The sequence below is a fragment of the Mycobacterium paragordonae genome (assembly GCF_003614435.1).
GTDB classification, from domain to species: domain Bacteria; phylum Actinomycetota; class Actinomycetes; order Mycobacteriales; family Mycobacteriaceae; genus Mycobacterium; species Mycobacterium paragordonae.
In genome coordinates this window covers 1-18,421 of sequence record NZ_CP025548.1, presented here as the reverse complement: position 1 = coordinate 18,421, position 18,421 = coordinate 1, and the positions used below count along the sequence as shown (strand labels likewise).

The following is an 18,421-nucleotide window of genomic DNA, read 5'->3' as shown; positions in this document are numbered from 1 at the left end:
CAGTACCGGTGCTACCCGACGCCGGTGTGCAGCTCGGTGTTGGTGAGCCGGCGCGCGGCCGTCCACAGCGGTGGCAGGGCTCGCCACGGCGCGAGTTGCTGCCAGGAGTCAAGAATGCGGGCCCGGTGTTCGCGGGAGCGTGCGCGAAGGTGCCTGGGGTGAGGGACAGGGCGGGTCAAGGCTTGCCAGCTGATGTCGGGAATGGTGGTACGTAGCCAGGCCAGCTCGCCGAGTCGGTGTGCGGAGGCCGCGTTCCACGGGTGCACGACACCGTCGTCGGTCGCCAGGTGCTTCCACGCCGCGGCGGGCAGGATGTGCTGGCGTCGTGAGCCCGGCACGACGACAGCGTCGTGTTCGCTCAGCGGTCCGGCGGTGAGCCGGGGGAGCAGACCCGCGGTGTCGCGATGCTCGGTCACCGACATGGCGGTGATGTGCAGAGCGGGTTGGGTGTTGGGGGCGCGGCTGTAGGCCCAGGCGCACGGGGGGCACAGTCGGTGCAGGCCGTAGGGCCAGGCGTCGTAGCCGGTGAATTTGTCGGAGACGATCGCGTTGCTGGGTACGGTGGGCTCGTCGGATCCGCATCTGCCGCACAGGCCTTGAGCCGAGCGTGGCGCTGTGGGGACGGGCCGTCCGGCGGCTATCCAGGCTGAGGCGGCAGGGTCGGAAAGCATTGCCGCTCAACCTGATCGTGGGTAGGGTGGTGGGTACGAAACACACATACGGGCTGGGAGAAGGCTCACTTGCGGGGCGGCTTCGCTGAGATCGGTGGAGCCGCCCCCTCTATGTGCGGGGTGTCGGCCCGGTTGTCGAGGATGCGATAGATGGTGGACCGACTGATGCCGGTGAGACGGTGGATCCGGTTGATAGGCACCCCGGCGTCGTGGGCGTGCCGCACGAGTGGATCACGTTGGTCGAAATTGTGTCGCCAGCGCGTCAGCGCCTGCTCTGCGTTACGAGCGCCCCGGGGCATAGGACCAAACGATACATGTGTGAACTGATCCAGCGTCTGATTCGATACGTGTATCCTACGGTGCAATCCTCGCCGCTCGTGCCTCTGGCGGTCCGCAAGACTGGCGAGGAGGTCGATCAGGTTGGCGATGCCGGATCTGGTTGGGTGCTGGGCTATTTGAACAAGACAACATTGGCTGGCTGCCGGTCGTCGCCAAAGGTCAGGAGAGGGTGCTCGGTGCCCGGCACCTGTCTCAGTAGCGCTTCACCGGGTTTAGGATTGGCTCCGGCGAGTGACACAACCTCGATGACGTACGCGTTCGCGTAAGTCGAGGCTTTGTCGGGCATCTTCCAGGTTGGCTGGCGGGTGACGATCATCAGTGGTTCAGTTGCCGCCCAATTCATGACCGCGGGTAATTCGGGACTGATGTCGGCGTCGTGGAGGAGTAGGGTTCCGGCCGAAATGCTCTGGGCCGGTAAGACAGTGGCTACTTCAAAGACGGGCCCCCTGCGCTCGCCGAGGGGCCGGTTGCGGTCGGATGGATCGATTGTGATCTGCCTAGAGTGGTCGCGGGCGGCGCGAAGGCCGGATAACAGATTCGCGGCGGAGGCTGTTGGTCATCATTGGGATGGGGTCGATCGCGACACGCTCCGTGGATTTGAAGTGTCTGCCGACGCTGACGGCGCGACGGCCGGGGGATGTGGTTGACCATTGGGACACCAGTCGGTCGGTGCCCGGCGTTTCACGCCGGCCACTGAGCGCCGTCGGTAGGTCCAAGACCTGGGTGTCGACGACTGCAAGCCCGTGCCATCCCGAGATTGCATCGATAAGGCGTTCAGGTGCGAGCGTTGTCCTCAAGTGAGGGGGGAAGTCGATCACCTCGCCGGTTGCGGCGTTGTGGCCCAGTGCCCCGCGCGTCACGCGGTTGGGTTGCACTGTCGCCCAATTTTCTTGAGTTCCATGAAGGATGGTGGCCGATGTGCCGGGTGCCCATCCAAATGCGCGGTCGTACTTTTCGAGGACCGCATCGGCGAGGTCGAAGAGTTCGCCACGTTCGATGCGCGCTTGCAGTTGGCGATATGGGCCTCCGAGGTTGGCGATCTCAACTTGTGTGCGTTGCCCACGATGGTCACGAATAGCTTTGCCGAATGGCACAGAATTCAACACGACCAGCAGAATAACACTGGCTACCATCAACTACCATGCACTACCAAACGGGATGGGCATCGGCAGGCATGTAGTATTCGCTACATGTAGCGTGCGATACATAGCCAGGTTGTCGGTGCCTAGGAGAACACTTATCGAAGGAAGGAGGCGAGATGATCAGCCGAGATCTGTGGCCCGTACTGCACGAGGCGGTGACCACGTTGGCCGCGGTGTGTGACTACGCCAATGAGCGTGACTCAGCGGGTTTTTCGGCCACCGACGCCGCGGTAGGGCACTTCCTGGCCGACACGCCGCTGCAGGAATGGGCAGACGAACACGCCGCGACCGCGCGGGTGTTGCTGCCCACGTATCGTCGCCAACTCGGCGAGCAGACGACCGCCCAGATCCTGTCCATCCCCGATCCGGACGCCGAGCACGCGCGGGCAGCCCGCGAAGCTGTGCGTGGATTGCACCGCGCGGCCCGGCGCCGCCAGTATCTGCACCGGTCGAGCTACGTACACCTTGAGGATCAGCGGGTGCTGCTCGCGTTCCCGTTCGATGAGGCTTTGGTGGCGGCGGCGCGCGTCATTGCCGGGCGCCGCTACGACGGTGCCCGCAAGGTCAACAGCTACCCACTGTCGTCGTTGCCGGCAGTGGTGGGGTTGGCCACCGGGGCCGGTATCGACATCGCACCCGAGATCCTCGCGGTGGCCCGCGATGTGGTGCACAATCCGGACGCTTACCGGCCAGTCGAGGTGTCGCTGTGCGAACACGACCCCGCACTGCTCCGTATCGACACCGATTACGCTCCCGGCCTCACCGCGGCCCTGAAAGCTCTCAACGGGGGTTCCACCTGGCGTTCGGCGGCGCGGGTGCACGAGATCGCCATCACGGTGGGCGCCGCCCAGCTCCTCGACGTGTTCACCAGCCACGATCTCGTCATCGAAGCGTCAGCCGCCCGGGCGCTCGATGAGGCGATCGCGCAGCAACGCAACCAGGCCGGCGGCACCGCCGACCTGACCGGCGATCGCCGCCTGTCCATCGCCGCCGCCACACCGGCGGTCCAGTCTGCGGTCGCAGCACGACTGCGGGCACTGGCAGGCAGCTGCGTACCTCGAAAAGCGCTGCTGCCGTGGCCACTGCACGTCGAGCCCGCCGCCATCGCGGAATTGTTGCAGGCGCAGGGCATCGACGTCACACCCGCCGCCTCAGCTGCGCTCCACGATGAAATCGACCGCCAGGAAACGAATCTGGAAGTTGCATGCGCGGCGAGTGGGCCACCGATGAAGATCGCCGAACTCGGGGTCACCCTGATGGCCCATCAGTGTCCAGCCGTACGATTCGCGGCCGCGGGCCGGCGGATCCTGATCGGCGACGAGATGGGTTTGGGCAAAACGATCACCGCGCTGGCCACCGTCGCGGCAGAACATGCCTTCCCCGTCGTCGTGGCGTGCAAGCCTGACCTGACCGAGAACTGGCGTACCGAGATCACCCGGGCGCTGCCGGCCCGCAGGGTGGCGGTGGCCTCGGGTCTGACCCCCCGTGCCGTGCCGGCCGGGACAGACGTGGTGGTCATCGGCTATGCAGCCCTAGCTTCGCGCCCCCGCATGCCGACCGGTACAACGCGTCGGTTCGCATGGGTGCAGCAGCTCGCCGAGCTCGGTCCGCGGGCGCTGATCATCGACGAGGGCCACCTGGGCAAGGAGTCCACCGCGGCCCGCTCACGTGCCCTGGCGGCACTGGGCGCTGACGTGGCGGCCCGCGACGGACTGATCTTGAACCTGACCGGAACCGCCGTGGTCAACCGTCCCCGGGAGCTGGCTCAGCAGCTGATCACCCTGGGCTTACTGGCGCCCAAGGACACCGAAATCAACCCCGGCCGGCATCTGTTCGGCGGTGAATGGGACTTCCTGTTCCGCTACTGCGGACCCGAACAAAGTTCCGGCGGTTTCGGGTGGACGTTCAACGGTGCATCCCATACCCGCGAACTCAACCACCGCCTCAAAGCTTTCGGCGTCATGCTACGGCGCACCGAAGACGCACTGGACCTACCCGAGTTCTCGTGCACCGTCCTCCCGATCGAACCGGCACAACTGGACCCCGACGCCTGGGCGCAGTACCGACAGGCCGAACAGGCCGCGGCAGCCGACTTTGCCCGCGAGGCAACCGATCTCGCCGAAGCATACGGGGTAGAGGTGAGTGACGCGCGCGTCCGGGCTGCAATGCGTGCCCGCAGCGGTGCCCATCTGGTGCGCATCAACGCATTGCGTCAATTGATCGGCGCAGCCAAACAGCCTGCCATCACCGACTGGGTGTCGCGGTACGTCGCTGATGGCGAGAAGGTGATGATCGCGGCACATCACCGCGACGTCGTCGACCACTACGCCAGCCGATTCGGCGGCCTGAAGATCCAGGGCGGTCAATCGGTGGCTGCGAAAGAAGCCGACAAGCACGCGTTCCAAACATGCCCAGTCGATCAAGCGCCTGCGATCACGGTTGCGATCAGCGCCGGCGGTGTCGGGCACACCCTGACCGCCGCGCGCATCGGGGTGCAAGCGGAACTGTGTTGGACACCAGGAGAGTTGCGGCAAATGGCCAAGCGAATCCACCGGATCGGCCAAACCCGCCCGGTGCAGTACCGGGTAGCGGTGGTGCCCGCCACGATCGACGAGCAGATGTGGCAGATCATCACCAATAAACAGCGAACCCTAGATGCCGTCCTCGACGGCGTCGACATCAGCGACGTCCGCGACGACGACACTGCCGCAGCCGCCCAGCTGGCCTGGGAACTCGTCGAAGCCGGCCTCAACGCCCTTGCAGAGGTGAAATGATGACCAGCAGCACGTTGGTCGCCGCAAGCGACCGTAGACTCGCCCCAATGTGCGCCATCCCCGGTCAACGGTCGTATTCCGGGGCGGACCTACGGTGTCGACGAGGTGCACTGGGACTACCCGAACAAGACGCCGCGATGCTGCTCAACGCCCCGGTGGCCGCCCTGCGCGCATGGGAAGCCACCGCAGTACCCCAACGCGAGCTAAGTGCAGTGATCGACCGGCTCAGCCGTGTGGAGCGCACCGCAGACCACATCACCACCCATCTGAGCGCCGAAGCCACACGTACCGGCCGCATCACGACCTTCCGCACCGACACCGGCGCCGCGGCCGCCGGTGCCCCCACCGGCGTCGCAGTCCTGCACCGCATCTGCGCCGGCAGAGCGTGGGAATCGCATCGCGACGCGACACTGGTCCTAGGGGATGTCACACAGCCCGCCGTCGCCGAGCCTGACCGGCGAGCCGAACTCATGATCCGACTGACCATGCTGGCACTGACCCGCAATGACATCGAACAACGCCTCGGCCTCGGCCACCGCCGCATCCAACAGTGGATCCGCGGCGACAGCCTCATCCCCGACGGAATCTTCACAGACCTCGACACGCTCGAGCAAGCCGCCGACAAGCACACCGAAACCCTCGAGGAGACCACCGCAGACACCGGCTGTCTGCAGGTAGCCGCCACCGTCACAGACCTGCTCGCCGCCTACCCAGCCACACAGAACGTGGCCTTGAGCACCCACTGGGCTGCAGCCGGCGTTCTGCTCTCCGACGACAACCAGCTGCGCGCACACTGGATCGGATCCCGCTAGTGGGTTGTAATGCGGCGGAATTGACGAGGCGGTGATCGGGCATGAGATCAGACCGCTCGGCGCGCTCCCGTGGCCACCCGGGCTGGGCAAACTCATCGAGTACCCAAGGTTGCAGGCCCGCCTCACACGGCTTCTGGGTGAGCGCAGCGCCGATTCTGCGGTGCACGAGGATATGGTGCGCCGCCGTGATCCCGCCTATCGCGAGGTAGTGCTCACCGAGTTGTCGGCTGCCCCGTGGGCGAGTGACCTCATTGAATCAGTGGACATGGCAACGGATTTGGCACGGCGATCACCGCTGCTCAATAAGCGGTTCGACGACGCCTCAGCGCGGTGGGTGGCATGGGCAAAGCAATCTCGAGAAACCGTCGCACCGTCCGTGCGCTCCTGGCTTGAAAGCCCGGCGCGGGTGACGCGCGAATCGATCGAGAACGGTAGACACCGACTCACATTCCTGCGCCTGCACCACCCACTTGAGCACTCTGTGCTCGTTCGGGTCAACCACAGCCGCCTGTAGAACCTTTCCCTCGTTTCGGCTACATCTGCGTACGCAGCCAGTCGATCAGCCCGTCCAGCGAAGTGTCGTCCTCAGGCGGGCTCGCGCATTGCAGCCGGTCATCAGTGGCGCTATCCCACGGGCCGGCAATGACCACACATCGTCCGGTCTTTGCGTCGTGGCAATCGATTGCGTAGGCGATCAACCAGCCGTAGTCGGGTTCGTCATTGCCTCTGCCCGGGTGGGCAGGTGACCAGCCACCGACCCATGCCGAACGTCGGGTCGAGACCGCGGCCAGCAAGGTGGAAATACCAGTCACTTTCTCCGGTAAATCCTCCGGTGGGATGCTGGGTATCGAGGTTGACGTGCTCCCCGCCATGAATGGCGGGGATTCCCGTGCGGCTACGCCGCTGTTGGGGTGCTTCCTGCTTCGTCGCCCCGCGCCTCCCGAGTGGTGGGAGGACTTACCGAGGCTCCACCGGCGTTTCGTCTCTCTGCCCGCCCGGCAGCGAGAATGGTCTTGGCGGCGTTGTGGTCGCGGTCGTGGACCACTCGGCACTTCGGGCACGTCCACGACCGAATCTGCAGTGGCAGTTCGTCGAGTCGGTGCCCACAGTCCGAGCAGGTTTTGCTCGATGCCAGCCACCGCGACACGGTGTGCACGGTGCGGCCGTAGCGGTCGGCTTTCTCGTCGATGATCCGCACGAACTGACCCCATCCGGCATCGCTGATTGCCCGTGCCAGACGACGGTTTCTGACCATCCCCACGATGTTGAGGTCTTCGACGTGGATCACTTGATTCTCGCGAACCAACGCCAAAGCCTGCTTGTGGTGATAGTCCCGCCGAGCACGGGCAACCTTGTTGTGCGCGACGGCTACCTTGCGCCGCGACTTGTCCCTGCTGGCCGATCCTTTCTGCCGTCGAGACTTCTCCCGCTCCAACCGCCGCAGCTTCCGCAGCTTGCGACCCAAATGCTTCGGATTGACGACATCGGCCCGACGGCCATCGGTGGTGGCGGTCGTGGCCAACCGAGCGACCCCTACATCCACACCGACCTCCCGGTCCACCACGGGCAGCGGTGAGGCCCCAACGTCGACAACGAAACTGGCGTAGAAATGGCCATCGGGTTCCCGAATGATCGTGACCGACGACGGCGTGCTGGGTAGCTCGCGTGACCAGCGCACCCGCACCTCGCCGACTTTGGCCACGAACAGCCGGCCGTTGGCTTTCAGGCTGAACCCGTTGCGGGTAAGCCGAAACGACTGCCGGTGATCCTTGCGGGATTTGAACCGCGGCCGGCCCACCCGCCGACCCCGACGTTTCCCACTGGTTGAGTCGAAGAAATTGCGCCAGGCGCGGCGGGAGTCGTTGACCGACTGCACCAACGCCACACTCGGCACCTCGCACAACCAGGCTCGCTCGGTAGTGGTCTTGGCCGCGGTGATCACGCAGCGCTGAATCTCGCTGTCGGACAACTTCACCCGAGCCCCATACGCCTCGTCGCGGACTCTCAGCGCGTCGTTGAACACCACCCGGCAGCACCCGAACACCCGCGCCAGCATCTCCTGCTGGGCCGATGTCGGTTCGATGCGATACCGGTAGCGCATCTGCATCCCCCGACTGTAAAGGCCGCCTATGACAACAACCCCGAGCTATCGCCGTGCCCGGCACAGCGTGTCGCTGCTGCACGCCCACGTGGTGTTCGTGACGAAGTACCGGCGACCGGTGTTCACCGACGCCATGCTCACCCACTGCGAAAACATCATGCGCGATGCCTGCACCGAACTGGGCACCGAGTTGGTCGAGTTCAACGGCGAAGCCGACCACGTGCACCTGCTCGTCTCCTACCCGCCCACGCTGGCAGTCTCCACGCTGGTCCAGCGACTCAAGGGCCGCACCGCCCACTCCATCCGCCGCGAATACACCGGCACCTGTGTCCGCGCCCGCATGCGCGGACACCTCTGGTCGCCGTCCTACTTCGCCGTCTCCTGCGGAGGCGCACCCTTGTCGATCATCAAGCAGTACATCGACGGACAAGCCCGACCACTCTGAGCGTCGAGCAACGCCCGCCGACAGACGGGATGGGCTCACCCCGGACTGAAGTCCGGGGCTTGCGCCCAAGATTCCGGTCATCGAGCATCCCCGAGTGCGCAGTAGTTGACTTTCGCGCGCGCAGGATGCCACCTACCCTGAACTGAAACGCTTCGGCCGCGCTCGGACCGATGAAGGGACCAACGTCGGCGCGGATCCCGTTGGTGGAAGGTTGGCGCCGTGATCAGTCCGCCGGAAAAGAACGGTGTCTGATGGGTGCCACCAGCACCCGACCCGACCGGATCGACGTCGAAGGCGGCCCGATCAGTGCACGGGATTTCAAGGCCGCCCGCGAAGTTACCGAGGAAGTCCTCAGTGAGGCAGACCAGTTGCGGCTGAGCAACCTGATCGTCGACATGGCCCGCGATGACGATTCGACGCGTACCCGCGCCGCGCGCGACCGCGACCGCGCCACCCCGCGAGATTCGAGTCATGCGCCGTCGACACGGCTGCACCGCAGTTTGCCAGGCGACATTTCTTATCGCGGCCGGTTGAGCGCGCGGCAGCGGAAGGTTCGTTCGGCGTTGAAGAATCGGGTAATGGCTGCCGCGCCGCAATCGCAGCACCGCGCCGTCCATGCACTGCTGGGAAGTCCCGATCCGACGGACTGGCAGCGGGTGAATACTGAGCTGCACCGTGCTGCCGGCGACGTGCATGCTCTTGACGACCCAGACCGGGTGATGGTGCAGCGTCTGGATCGTGCGATTCAGTCCTACGAACGCGGCAATGACCGCACGCACGTCGTGTATGTCGCGGTGCGGCTGCCGCCGCGCACGCCGAGCGTGTTCGATGAGCGGGACCTGCCTGCAGGGCTGAGGGTGGGGACCAGGATCGCTTTTGACCAGTTCACCCCGGCGGCCCATAACCTTCATGAGTTGCCTGGACATGACGATCAGCAGGTCGTCATCCTTGAGATCGCTACCACCCGGGGGATGTACATGGGTCGCTCCGGAAGTGGCGATGACACCAGCCACATCCTGCCCCGCGGTATGCATCTGCGTCTAAGTAGTGCGGCGGTTGTTCCTTATGACATCCCCGGTGACTTTGGTGAACGGCTTGTGGTGCAGGCCCGTGACTTGTTCGATGATGCGGACCGGAAGGAGTAACGATGGGGGCGGAATGGATCATGCACCGCAGCCGGTTTGGCGCGACGGTCGCGGAACCTGGCACAGCATTTCGGGTCATCACCCGCACGGGGGCGCCGGCGGCTGGGTCATATGCGTGTGTCGCGCGAGTTCCCATGCCCGCGGATGCCGGCGGGCGCCGCGATGGAGCCGGCCGGCTGGACTTCGATGGGCCCAACTGGACCGCGGTGACCGGCTCTGCGCTGATGTTTGCCCGCCGTGCCGATCCGCAAGCCCGGTGTTTCGGTACCAAGTATCCTGGCCGCAAGGAGTTTTCGTGGTGGGATGGCACTGTCAGCGTTGACAATATCCTCGACAGCGACGCAGCAATCGAGCATGTCCGGGTGTGGCTGGAACACCTGTTCCCCCGCGCGGCTGGGCATATCGAAATCCGTGAGCAGTGAACGCTGCCCGCAATCTGGACATGCTGCGCGAAGTACGGGCGCGTCGCCGCGGCCCGCATGAGCATCGGCATCTGCTCGCGCGCATCGAAAACCACCTCGAGCAGCACGACGGATTCGTGGCCTGGAGCGGCGGTAAAGACTCGACAGTGGTGATGCACCTTGCCCGGCAGATAGATCCCAATATCCCTGTGGTGTTCTACGACTCCGGTCTGCAGTTCTCCGAGAACCTGCGCTACATCGAGAACCTCGCGGCGAGCTACCGGCTGAACCTGCAGGTAATTCCTGCCGAGCCCGACTTACTCACCATCCTGATCGCGGTCGGAGGATTCGACCATCGCGCCCCGGACCGTGAATTAGGGACGTCTTTAGCGGAGATCCTCATCAGTGCGCCCGCCGCCGTCGCGCACTCGCGCTACGGACCCGGGTCGTTGTGGGGTGTGCGCGCGGCAGAAGCTGTCGCTCGCACTCGCCTCTACCGTGCCAACCTCGCCGCGCTCAGCGCCGAGCATCCTGACCGGAGCCGGGCCCAAGCACGCGCGCAACTCGGCGGTATTGTGCGACGCGCTGACGGAACCACCACTTACGGGCCTATCTGGGACTGGCGCCGCAACCACGTCTTCGAATACCTCGCCGGCGTCGGGCTACCCCCAAACCCGCTGTACAGCAGGCTCGCCCAACTCGGTGCCCCAGCAGAGCGTATCCGTGTGGACTCCATCATCGACGCCGCCAAACTCTCCAACGGACACATCGCGTGGTTACAGAAGGGGTGGCCCGATCTGTTCGATCGTCTCTCCCAGGCGCTTCCACGGTTACCTGAGTGGACCTGAACCGACAGCAGTGCGCATCATCTTGTAGGTTCTCACGAACGGTGGCAGAATCTCACGGCAAGTGGCATTTGAGTGGCAGATCTGCCGAATTCGTGAGACACGCCAGTTCCTCAATACCGAGACCGCGCGGGGTGGCCGTGTGACGATCGGATCACCTAAGTACGCGACGCTGATTGCGCAACTTCAATCCGCGGACGTTGCGCCTGCGTGTACATGATCGAGCGGCCGCTCTCCTTGTACCGCACGCAACCGGCTGGCTCGATGAAAACCGCCCACGAATGCTGATTCATGGGCATACCTATCCGAGACCGCCCGTTGAGTGCTATGGCGAAACTCAGGTTCGGTACGTCGATGGTGCTCGGTTGCTCACTGTGTTGAGTGAGTGGCCGGCGGTCTGGGGTCGTATATCTTGTCTGCCCCGCGGCCATCTTCCCACCCCTCATGCGGGCGGGAAGATGGCCGCGGGCACCGAAAGAGCTGCACCGACGACGAACGAACCGAAGAAACAACGACCCGAAGAAGAAGAGTAGTAAGTCCCTGATCGCCGCTGCCGCAGACGTCATTGGGTACGCGGTTGTCGGTGGGGTGCGATAGGGTGGATGTTGTCGGTAAGGACGCCAACGGGGTGTTCTACAGATTTGCGAATGAGGTTGTGTAATGGCTGATTTGGCTACTTCGGTGACGGTTATGGATGCGGCGGGGCGTGCAGCGCTTCCGGTGTTGTTGTGGTCGGACCCTGGGCGTGGTAAGTCGTCGGTGGTGCGGGCTTTGGCGGCGGCGAGCGGGGTTCCGTTGGAGTTGGTGGTGGGTTCGCAGCGTGAGCCGGTGGATATCGCGGGGTGGCCGGTGGTGGTGGATGGGGCGGTGCAGACGTTGGCGTTGCCTGATTGGGCAAGGACGTTGATTGATGCGCAGGGCGGCTATTTGCTGTTGGATGAGTTGACGACGGCTAGTCACGCGGTGCAGGCGGCGATGCTGACGGTGGCGCTGGAGCGGGTGGTCGGGCGTTCACGGTTGCCGGATGAGGTTCGGATCGTCGCAGCTGCGAATCCTCCGGATCACAGTGCGGGCGGGGTGGATTTGGCGGCTCCTACGGCAAATCGATTCTTGCACATTGAGTTTGAGCCTTCTGTCGATGACTGGCTGTCGGGGATGAGGTCTGGGTTCGTGCTGCCTGCCTCGCGGGCCATTGCCGCTGACGAGCTGCGGTGCGCTGATGAGAAGGGCTTGGTGTGCGCGTTCATTGCGGCGCGACCGGAGTTGCTGCACCGCTACCCCGAGACCGATGAAGCGGCCGGTCGGGCGTGGCCGTCAGATCGTTCGTGGGATGCAGTGGCGCGGGTGTTGCCGTTCGTGCGCGCCGATGACACTGCTGCGGTGGCCGCAGTGGTGTCGGGTCTGGTCGGGGCGGGTGTGGGTGTGGAGTATCTGGCCTGGCGGGCTGCGGTGGATTTGCCTGCGGTGTCGGAGGTTATCGCAGACCCGTCGATCATGGCGTGGAACACCGCGCGCCCGGATCAGGTGTGGGCGGTGTTGTCGGCGGTGGTGGCCTGGGCTGCTGACAGGGGCACTCGTGAGGCGTGGGCGGCGGCGTGGGGGCCGTTGGCTGCGGCTGCCGCTGGTGGTGCACCCGATGTGGCTGGTGCTGCGGCGCGGGATTTGAACCGGGTGAGTCCTGCGGGGGCCAATGTTCCTGCTGTCGCGCGGGGCTTTCGTGAGTTGCTGGTTGCGGCGGGTTTGGACAGCGAGCGTGTGGCATGAGCGCGGCGGTGCGGGTTCGGGCGTTGGCCGGTGATGAGTGGCGGCTGTTGCGGTTGGCGCGGATGGCGGCGGTGGAGGCGATGCCGTACTTCGGTCGGGCGTTGTTCGCGTTGGTGCCTGTGGCCGCAGAGGGATTGGGCACCTTTGCTGTTGACCGTCATTTTCGGGTGTATGTCGATCCGGTGATGTTTGGTGGCCGGTGGAGCATCGCTGAGGCTGGTGCGGTGCTGTTGCATGAGGTCGGCCATGTGTTACGCGATCACGGCGCGCGTGGGGATGGGGTGGACATGCCGGTTGACCGGATGATGTGGAATCTGGCTGCCGACGCCGAAATCAACGATGACCTATTGGCTGCGGGACTCGGTCTACCGGGGGGTGCGGTGACCCCGGCTGAGCTGGGCTGCGCTGCGGGGTTGTCGGCTGAGACTTACTACCGCCATCTGGTGCCGCCCGGTGAGGACCGCGCTGACGCCGGCGGTGGGAACGGGTGCGACGCCGGAACGGGCTGCGGTTCGGGCTCTGGTGACTGTGCGCCAGCGTGGGAGTTGCCGGAATCGGCGGACCTGGGTAGTGGGCGCGGATTAGACTGTGCTGCCGCTAGTTTAGTGCGTAGCGCGGTCGCGCAGGCGGTGTGTGAGTCGGTTAGCCGCGCCGGTGGTGCGGGGCGGGGGACCGTTCCGGCTGGGGTGGCGTTGTGGGCGCAGCGGCAGCTTGCGCCTGCGGTGGTGCCGTGGCAGAAGGTGCTGCGTGCTGCGGTGCGTCGTCCGGTGGCCGAACAGGCTGGGCAGGTGACGCATTCGTGGCGCAGGCCCAACCGGCGCGCCCCGGCGGGTTTGTTGTTGCCGGTGCTTCGCGCGCCCAAGGTTGTAGTGGATCTGATCATCGACACGTCGGCGTCGATGGGTGCCGATGATTTGGGTGAGGCGTTGGGGCAGACGCGGGCGGTGTTGCGTCAGTCCGGTGTGGCGTTGGCGCGGGTGACCTGTTGTGATGCTGCGGCCAGTGCGCCCCGAGTGGTGCGTTCGGTGCGTGATGTGCAGTTGAGTGGTGGTGGTGGCACTGATCTGCGGGTGGGTATCGAAGCGGTGCTGGCGGCGCGCCCACCGGCCGATGTCGTGGTTGCGTTTTCCGATGGGGGTACGCCGTGGCCTGCGCGGCGGCTGCGGGTGCCGCTGGTGGTGGCGTTGATCGGTGAGCATGCGGTGGATACGGCTCCGGGGTGGGCGACAACGGTGCGGGTCGGCGCGGGGCGGGTGGCGTTGTGAGCGGCGATGTTGAGCGCGGCGATTGTGCGGCTGCGGGTTTTGTTGGCTGGGCGAATGCAGTGCTGGCCGGAAGCGGTTGGGATGCGGCCACGGTGGGTGATGTCGCGCGGAGTTCGCGTGACGATGTGCTCACCGCAGCTCTAGCCGATGGGTTGGGTGCAGCGGCGTGGGCACGGGAACGGAGGCAGCGGTAATGAGTGGGGTGTTGTTCGATCTGGGGTTGCGGGTTCGTGCGCGGCAGTGGGGTGCACCGGTGCCTCGGCTGCTGCACAATCCGTCGCCGTCGCGGCTGGTGCGGGTGGCTGTGGCGGCGCGGCTGCGGGGCCGGGGCACTCGGGTGTGGGCGATGGGTCCAGATGCGTTGGTGCACAGCGGGACCGGAGCTGCGGGGTTGGCGGCGCTAGCGCGTGCGGCAGGTTGCGCTGACGGTGATCTGCGGGGCGGGGCGACCGCCTTGGTGGACAACGCGGGCACGTTGCGGGTGCTCGCTGCGCTGGCGGCGGCGCACGCTGACCCGAGCCGATGCGCGGATCTGGCGACGGCGGCGGGGTCGAGTTTGGCCGGGTGGTGGGCCGAGCGGTCAGCGCACCCTGGTACGAGCGCGGTGACTGATCTGCTGGTCAGTTCGCGGCAGCAGATGGTGTTGGGCGTGCGGCCCGGTGAGGATACTGCGGGGTTGTGGCGGCAGGCTCTGGGGGTTTGTGACGACGGGCTGGGCGGGTTCGGGGCGTGGTGGTCCGTGCTGGCTTCTGCGCCGACGTTGCCGGGATTAGAGTTGCAGGTCGCTGATGACGATTGGCTTCTTGGCGTGCACCAGGACGCGTTGCGTCAGCGCCGTAGCTGGGACATGGGTGAGTCGCTATCGTTGGCGGCGGCGCGGCTGCGGACCCGGTGTGATGCTACTGAGTTGTATGAGGCTGCGCTGCTGGGTGATCCGATGTGGCGGGCGCGGGGCGTGCATACCGGCCATGTGTGCCACGGCGTCGTCGTTACCGGGGCAAAAGACGGGACTGGTGCGGGACCGGTCATGGTGGCATCGCAGCGGCTGGATACTCGGCTCAAGCCCGGTTCAGCGGTGTGGGGTTGGCCCGGTGACCCCATCACTGAGCGCCCGCCTGCTGATGCGGTGTTTGCCGGTGAAGTGGCGGCGACGGCGGTCGTGGACGGCGAGTTGCGGATCAGCATTGGCGGGTTGCGCCGCAGCGGGTACAGGCCCGCTGCGGGGGAGACGGTGACAGTGCTTGGCGCGCCGCCGAATCCGGCAACCATCCGTTCGGGCCGGGTGGTGCGGTCTCGGCTTTACAAGCGGCGTTTCTCGTGGTTGTCGCAGGGGCACAAGCCGGTGGCGTCGCGCCGCGATGTGCCGCTGGCCGTGCTGATCGCTGCTGCCGACGAACTTGGGTCGGGACACCAGTCTGAGGGTGGTGCGTGATGCGCACGATGCCGCAGAACCTGGTGCGCCAGCGTACACAGCAGCGATCGGTGCCGTCTACGACTACAGGTTCGGCCGTCGGACGGGTGCCGCTGTCGGTCGGGTCGGGCTGGCCGGGAGCGGAATTGATGGACACACCCATGCTGGCGCGGATTCTGTTGGCGGTCTGGCGAAATGATCCCTGCGTATGCATTCCGGCGTGTCCGGGAGCTGGTAAGTCGCGGCTGGTGTCGCGGCTTGCGCCGGCGCTCGCGGAGCGCGCCGGGTTACGGGTCGCTGTGGCAGCCCAAACCCGTGAGCAGGCACTGGAATTGGCGAGGCGCATCACGGCAATCTCGCAGCGGGCAGCGCTGATCGTCTCGGCGGCGCAGCGCCGTCGTGGCGCCTCCGGGATGGGGGTGCCCACGGTCGGTGGGCGTGACGTGCGATGGCGGCACACAAGCGGGGGGGAAATCCTGATCGGAACGGCGGCGCGCTGGCTGTATGTCAACCCGGACACCACACAGGCTGACGTTCTCGTGGTGGACGAGGCATGGCAGTGCACGTATGCAGATTTGGGTGCGCTGGGCGCGCTGGCGCCCCAGGTGGTATGCGTGGGTGACCCCGGCCAGATCGCCCCGGTGGTCACCGGATCGACCGCGCGCTGGGAGGGGCAGGCCAGTGGTCCGCACCAGCCAGCCCCCGCAGCGCTCATCGCCGCGCACGGCGATGAAGCCGTTACTGTGCACGAACTGACGAACTCATGGCGGCTGGGGCCTGCTACGTGTGCGCTGCTGTCGCGGCATTTCTACCCCACTATGCCGTTTTCGTCGCGCCGACCCGACGAAGCGGTGATAGATCCGCATGGTTGCGTGCTACCTGAAATCGACTGCCGCCGTGTTGATGTGAGACACGGCCCGAATGATCCCATGTTGCTGGAGGCGGTGGCTCAGCGAGTCCGGGAGTTGATCGGGCACAGTTGCCGCCGTCAGGGGACCGCGCGGCGACTGTCGGGTGCAGACGTCGCTGTGGTGGTGCCTCACGTGGCGCAGGCCGGGGCGGTGCGCGCCTTGCTAGCTGGTGTGCCCGACGTGTTGGTAGGGACGGCGAACAGTTTGCAGGGGCTTGAACGCGCCGCCGTGGTGGCGGTGCACCCGTTGGCGGGATACCGCAGTGCGGAGGCTTTCGCACTGGATCGCGGACGCATGTGCGTCACCTTGTCTCGGCACCGCGCGCACCTGACGCTACTTGCTGATTGCGCTACTGCACCGATGCTGACGGAGTTGGCAAAGACAGATGCAGAAGCCGAGCACGCCCTGGCGGTGTTGGCAGCGCTCTAAACGGGTGGGTGGTTGGGCCGCCGCCGCCACCCTTCATGTGGGCGCCGCAGGCCGAAGCGCAAGGGCCAAGCCCCCCTAGCGTCTAGCCTTGCCCCTCATACGGGCGGGGACAAGGCTAGAACAGGATGGTCGCGACTCTGATTGTGAGACAGCAGGTTTGATGGCGTATTTGTCGGTGGGTGGGTGTATTTTTGGAATGTCGGTAAGGACGCCGTTGGGGTGTTCTACAGGTCGGAATTGAGGTCCGTGATGTTCGATGTTGAGGCTGTTTCGGAGTTGATCGAAAGCGTGGCGCCGGTATTGGGGTTTGTCCCGGAGCGCTCGTTGGTGGTGATGCCTGCCGTTGCTGGGGCAGGTGCTGTGATGCGTGTCGATCTGGACATGATTAGCAGAGCGGGCGCGCTGGGCGAGATTGCGGCTGTAGCGGCTGCTGGGGTGCCGTTGGTGGCGTTGTTTGTTTCCGAGGATGGCGCGAACTGTGCGCTCTGCGAAAAGGAGTTTGCGGCTACGGCGGCAGCGTTGGCCGAGGTGTTGTGTCGTTGTGCCGGAAAGCTGGTGGCCGCGTACGTGGTGGATCGTTTGACTGAGGGCGGTCGTTGGCGGTGCCTTGATCGGGGCGGGGTCGGTGGAGTCTTGGGTGACCCGGCGGAGTCAAAGTGGGGTATCGCTGCGGCGGTGTCAGGGCGGTACATTTTCGGGTCGCGCCGCGAGATCGAGGAGCTGGTGACAGTCGACGCCGGTCGGGTAGCGCACTTCGAGGTGCTGCTTGGCAACGTCGGCCCTGATGGCGTGGGTGTTGCCGAGGCTATAGCTGTGGCTCGACGCGTAGCGCGCGGGTTTTTGGTCGCCGAGGGGGAATTGGCACAGGTTGCCGCCATGCTGGTAGATCGGTCGGCGCGCGATGCCATGGCGGCGTTGGCTGCGTCGGCTGCCTCGGATGAGATGGAGGCGCTGTGGTGGGCGTTGGTGCGTTCGCTGCCGGGCCGCTGGAGGGTCGAGGCACTAGTGCTGTTAGCGGTGAGCGTGTATGTGCGTGGCGATGGTGTCCTGGCGCGCGTGGCGTTGGACGCCGCTTTGGAAGTGGATTCATCGCACACCCTGGCGAGACTGCTGGACAGGGCATTAACCGCTGGCATTGAGCCAAGTGAGATTCGAGTGGTGGCAACGGAGATGTTGTCTTCGGCGGGTCTGGTCAATGGTGAGCCATTGGCTAAGTTCGTCGATGCGGCGATGGACGGAACGTGGTGATGGTGGATATTCCAGCGAGCATCGCGGAGGCGTCGGCGTGCTTGCGCGCCGATTTGAGTCGTATCCATGTGATGCATGGGTGTGATGAGAGGTGTCCGGATGACTGTGAGCGAAGCGACTACAGCGAAGCGGCCTATCGCTCTCATGACGAGCGCAACGCCGACGTACGTGAAGATATCGAACACTCAGCCGTGGAACTACTGGACGCGGTGACGGAATGGTTTGGGACAGACACCCGGCCCGACGGACGTCGGCGGCGGGTGTGTCGTGTCGAGGTGTCGCTGGGATGTCGGGGTGGGGCGGTGAACGCCCCATCCCCTCATTCCGTGTACGTTGTGCTTAGTTGATGAATTGCGGGTTTTCAGCGGTAACGCTTGAAAAGAATTGTAGTGCAGAAGCATTCAGAGATGCGGTAAAGATCCTCGGTTGCTCAGCAACCGAGGATCCGGTAATGTTTAATTATGGTGCAGCACAATGGATATCACGGCTACGGCGAAGCCGATTAGGCTGAGCTACGAAATAGGCTGTGCGGCAACAGAAGTCAGCATTAGGGCGGAGCTCGGCGAAGCCGAGCGAATAATGCCCACCGACAACGGTAATCATAAGTGGCACAACAGAAATAGAGTGCAGCAGGTTTAGCCGGCGCTCCGCGCCGGCGGTTGCCGTGCCCGGCGCCCCGCGCCGGGCAGTCTCCCATCGGCCGAAGGCCGGGGGGGGG

The 18,421-nt window shown here is 65.2% G+C and carries 18 protein-coding genes; 12 read left to right on the top strand and 6 right to left on the bottom strand.

Translation table 11 applies throughout. The features are described from left to right. Nucleotides 1-11: 11 nt before the first annotated feature. From C0J29_RS31695 to C0J29_RS33130, 4 genes are all read right to left on the bottom strand, one after another. A complete protein-coding gene (locus tag C0J29_RS31695; RefSeq protein WP_120795150.1) occupies nt 12-671 on the bottom strand; it encodes a hypothetical protein in 660 nt (219 codons plus the stop codon). A 65-nt stretch (nt 672-736) separates the two neighbouring features. Continuing rightward, on the bottom strand, nt 737-970 hold the full coding sequence (locus tag C0J29_RS34935) for a helix-turn-helix domain-containing protein (protein ID WP_120795149.1): 234 nt from the start codon (nt 968-970) through the stop codon (nt 737-739). Between the two features lie 152 nt (nt 971-1,122). After that, nucleotides 1,123-1,326, bottom strand: a complete 204-nt coding sequence (locus C0J29_RS31685; RefSeq protein ID WP_162951675.1) for a hypothetical protein — start codon at nt 1,324-1,326, stop codon at nt 1,123-1,125. A gap of 181 nt (nt 1,327-1,507) precedes the next feature. Continuing rightward, nucleotides 1,508-2,143: a hypothetical protein gene (locus C0J29_RS33130; RefSeq protein ID WP_162951674.1), complete on the bottom strand. Its 636-nt coding sequence runs from the start codon at nt 2,141-2,143 to the stop codon at nt 1,508-1,510. A 125-nt stretch (nt 2,144-2,268) separates the two neighbouring features. Here C0J29_RS33130 and C0J29_RS31680 point away from each other — a divergent pair, with 125 nt between their 5' ends. From C0J29_RS31680 to C0J29_RS31670, 3 genes are read left to right on the top strand one after another with little or no spacing between them, the layout of a single operon-like run. Continuing rightward, on the top strand, nt 2,269-4,926 hold the full coding sequence (locus tag C0J29_RS31680; protein ID WP_120795147.1) for an SNF2-related protein: 2,658 nt from the start codon (nt 2,269-2,271) through the stop codon (nt 4,924-4,926). Between the two features lie 47 nt (nt 4,927-4,973). After that, on the top strand, nt 4,974-5,738 hold the full coding sequence (locus tag C0J29_RS31675; protein WP_162951673.1) for a hypothetical protein: 765 nt from the start codon (nt 4,974-4,976) through the stop codon (nt 5,736-5,738). Nucleotides 5,739-5,769: 31 nt separating this feature from the next. Continuing rightward, nucleotides 5,770-6,252 carry a transcriptional regulator gene (locus C0J29_RS31670; RefSeq protein ID WP_120795145.1) on the top strand — a complete coding sequence of 161 codons (483 nt, stop codon included), beginning with the start codon at nt 5,770-5,772 and terminating at the stop codon, nt 6,250-6,252. 19 nt (nt 6,253-6,271) lie between these two features. On the opposite strand, the gene C0J29_RS31665 is transcribed toward C0J29_RS31670, so the two are convergent. Both C0J29_RS31665 and C0J29_RS31660 read right to left on the bottom strand, forming a co-directional pair. Then, the gene (locus tag C0J29_RS31665) at nt 6,272-6,550 is read right to left on the bottom strand and encodes a hypothetical protein (protein ID WP_120795144.1); all 279 of its coding nucleotides are present in this window, start codon (nt 6,548-6,550) and stop codon (nt 6,272-6,274) included. A gap of 83 nt (nt 6,551-6,633) precedes the next feature. Beyond that, nucleotides 6,634-7,845 carry an RNA-guided endonuclease InsQ/TnpB family protein gene (locus tag C0J29_RS31660; RefSeq protein WP_120795143.1) on the bottom strand — a complete coding sequence of 404 codons (1,212 nt, stop codon included), beginning with the start codon at nt 7,843-7,845 and terminating at the stop codon, nt 6,634-6,636. A gap of 22 nt (nt 7,846-7,867) precedes the next feature. On the opposite strand from C0J29_RS31660, the gene tnpA reads away from it, so the two are divergent. The 9 genes from tnpA to C0J29_RS31610 all read left to right on the top strand — a co-directional run bounded on the left by tnpA (nt 7,868) and on the right by C0J29_RS31610 (nt 17,703). Next, the gene (gene tnpA / locus C0J29_RS31655) at nt 7,868-8,284 is read left to right on the top strand and encodes an IS200/IS605 family transposase (protein WP_120795142.1); all 417 of its coding nucleotides are present in this window, start codon (nt 7,868-7,870) and stop codon (nt 8,282-8,284) included. Between the two features lie 251 nt (nt 8,285-8,535). Next, a complete protein-coding gene (locus C0J29_RS31650) occupies nt 8,536-9,429 on the top strand; it encodes a hypothetical protein (RefSeq protein WP_120795248.1) in 894 nt (297 codons plus the stop codon). Between the two features lie 134 nt (nt 9,430-9,563). After that, entirely contained in the window at nt 9,564-9,851 is a 288-nt protein-coding gene (locus tag C0J29_RS31645; RefSeq protein ID WP_162951672.1) for a hypothetical protein, read from the top strand. Then, nucleotides 9,848-10,678, top strand: a complete 831-nt coding sequence (locus C0J29_RS31640; RefSeq protein WP_425272137.1) for a phosphoadenosine phosphosulfate reductase family protein — start codon at nt 9,848-9,850, stop codon at nt 10,676-10,678. Before C0J29_RS31645 ends, C0J29_RS31640 begins: the two co-directional genes overlap by 4 nt. A 657-nt stretch (nt 10,679-11,335) precedes the next feature. Beyond that, nucleotides 11,336-12,439: an AAA family ATPase gene (locus C0J29_RS31635; RefSeq protein WP_120795140.1), complete on the top strand. Its 1,104-nt coding sequence runs from the start codon at nt 11,336-11,338 to the stop codon at nt 12,437-12,439. Further along, nucleotides 12,436-13,704 carry a vWA domain-containing protein gene (locus C0J29_RS31630; RefSeq protein ID WP_120795139.1) on the top strand — a complete coding sequence of 423 codons (1,269 nt, stop codon included), beginning with the start codon at nt 12,436-12,438 and terminating at the stop codon, nt 13,702-13,704. The genes C0J29_RS31635 and C0J29_RS31630 overlap by 4 nt, the downstream gene beginning before the upstream one ends. A 193-nt stretch (nt 13,705-13,897) precedes the next feature. Next, nucleotides 13,898-15,136, top strand: a complete 1,239-nt coding sequence (locus C0J29_RS31620; protein WP_120795137.1) for a hypothetical protein — start codon at nt 13,898-13,900, stop codon at nt 15,134-15,136. Further along, nucleotides 15,136-16,455: an AAA family ATPase gene (locus tag C0J29_RS31615; RefSeq protein WP_120795136.1), complete on the top strand. Its 1,320-nt coding sequence runs from the start codon at nt 15,136-15,138 to the stop codon at nt 16,453-16,455. Before C0J29_RS31620 ends, C0J29_RS31615 begins: the two co-directional genes overlap by 1 nt. Before the next feature lie 249 nt (nt 16,456-16,704). After that, the gene (locus C0J29_RS31610) at nt 16,705-17,703 is read left to right on the top strand and encodes a DUF4192 domain-containing protein (protein ID WP_162951671.1); all 999 of its coding nucleotides are present in this window, start codon (nt 16,705-16,707) and stop codon (nt 17,701-17,703) included. Nucleotides 17,704-18,421: the final 718 nt, after the last annotated feature.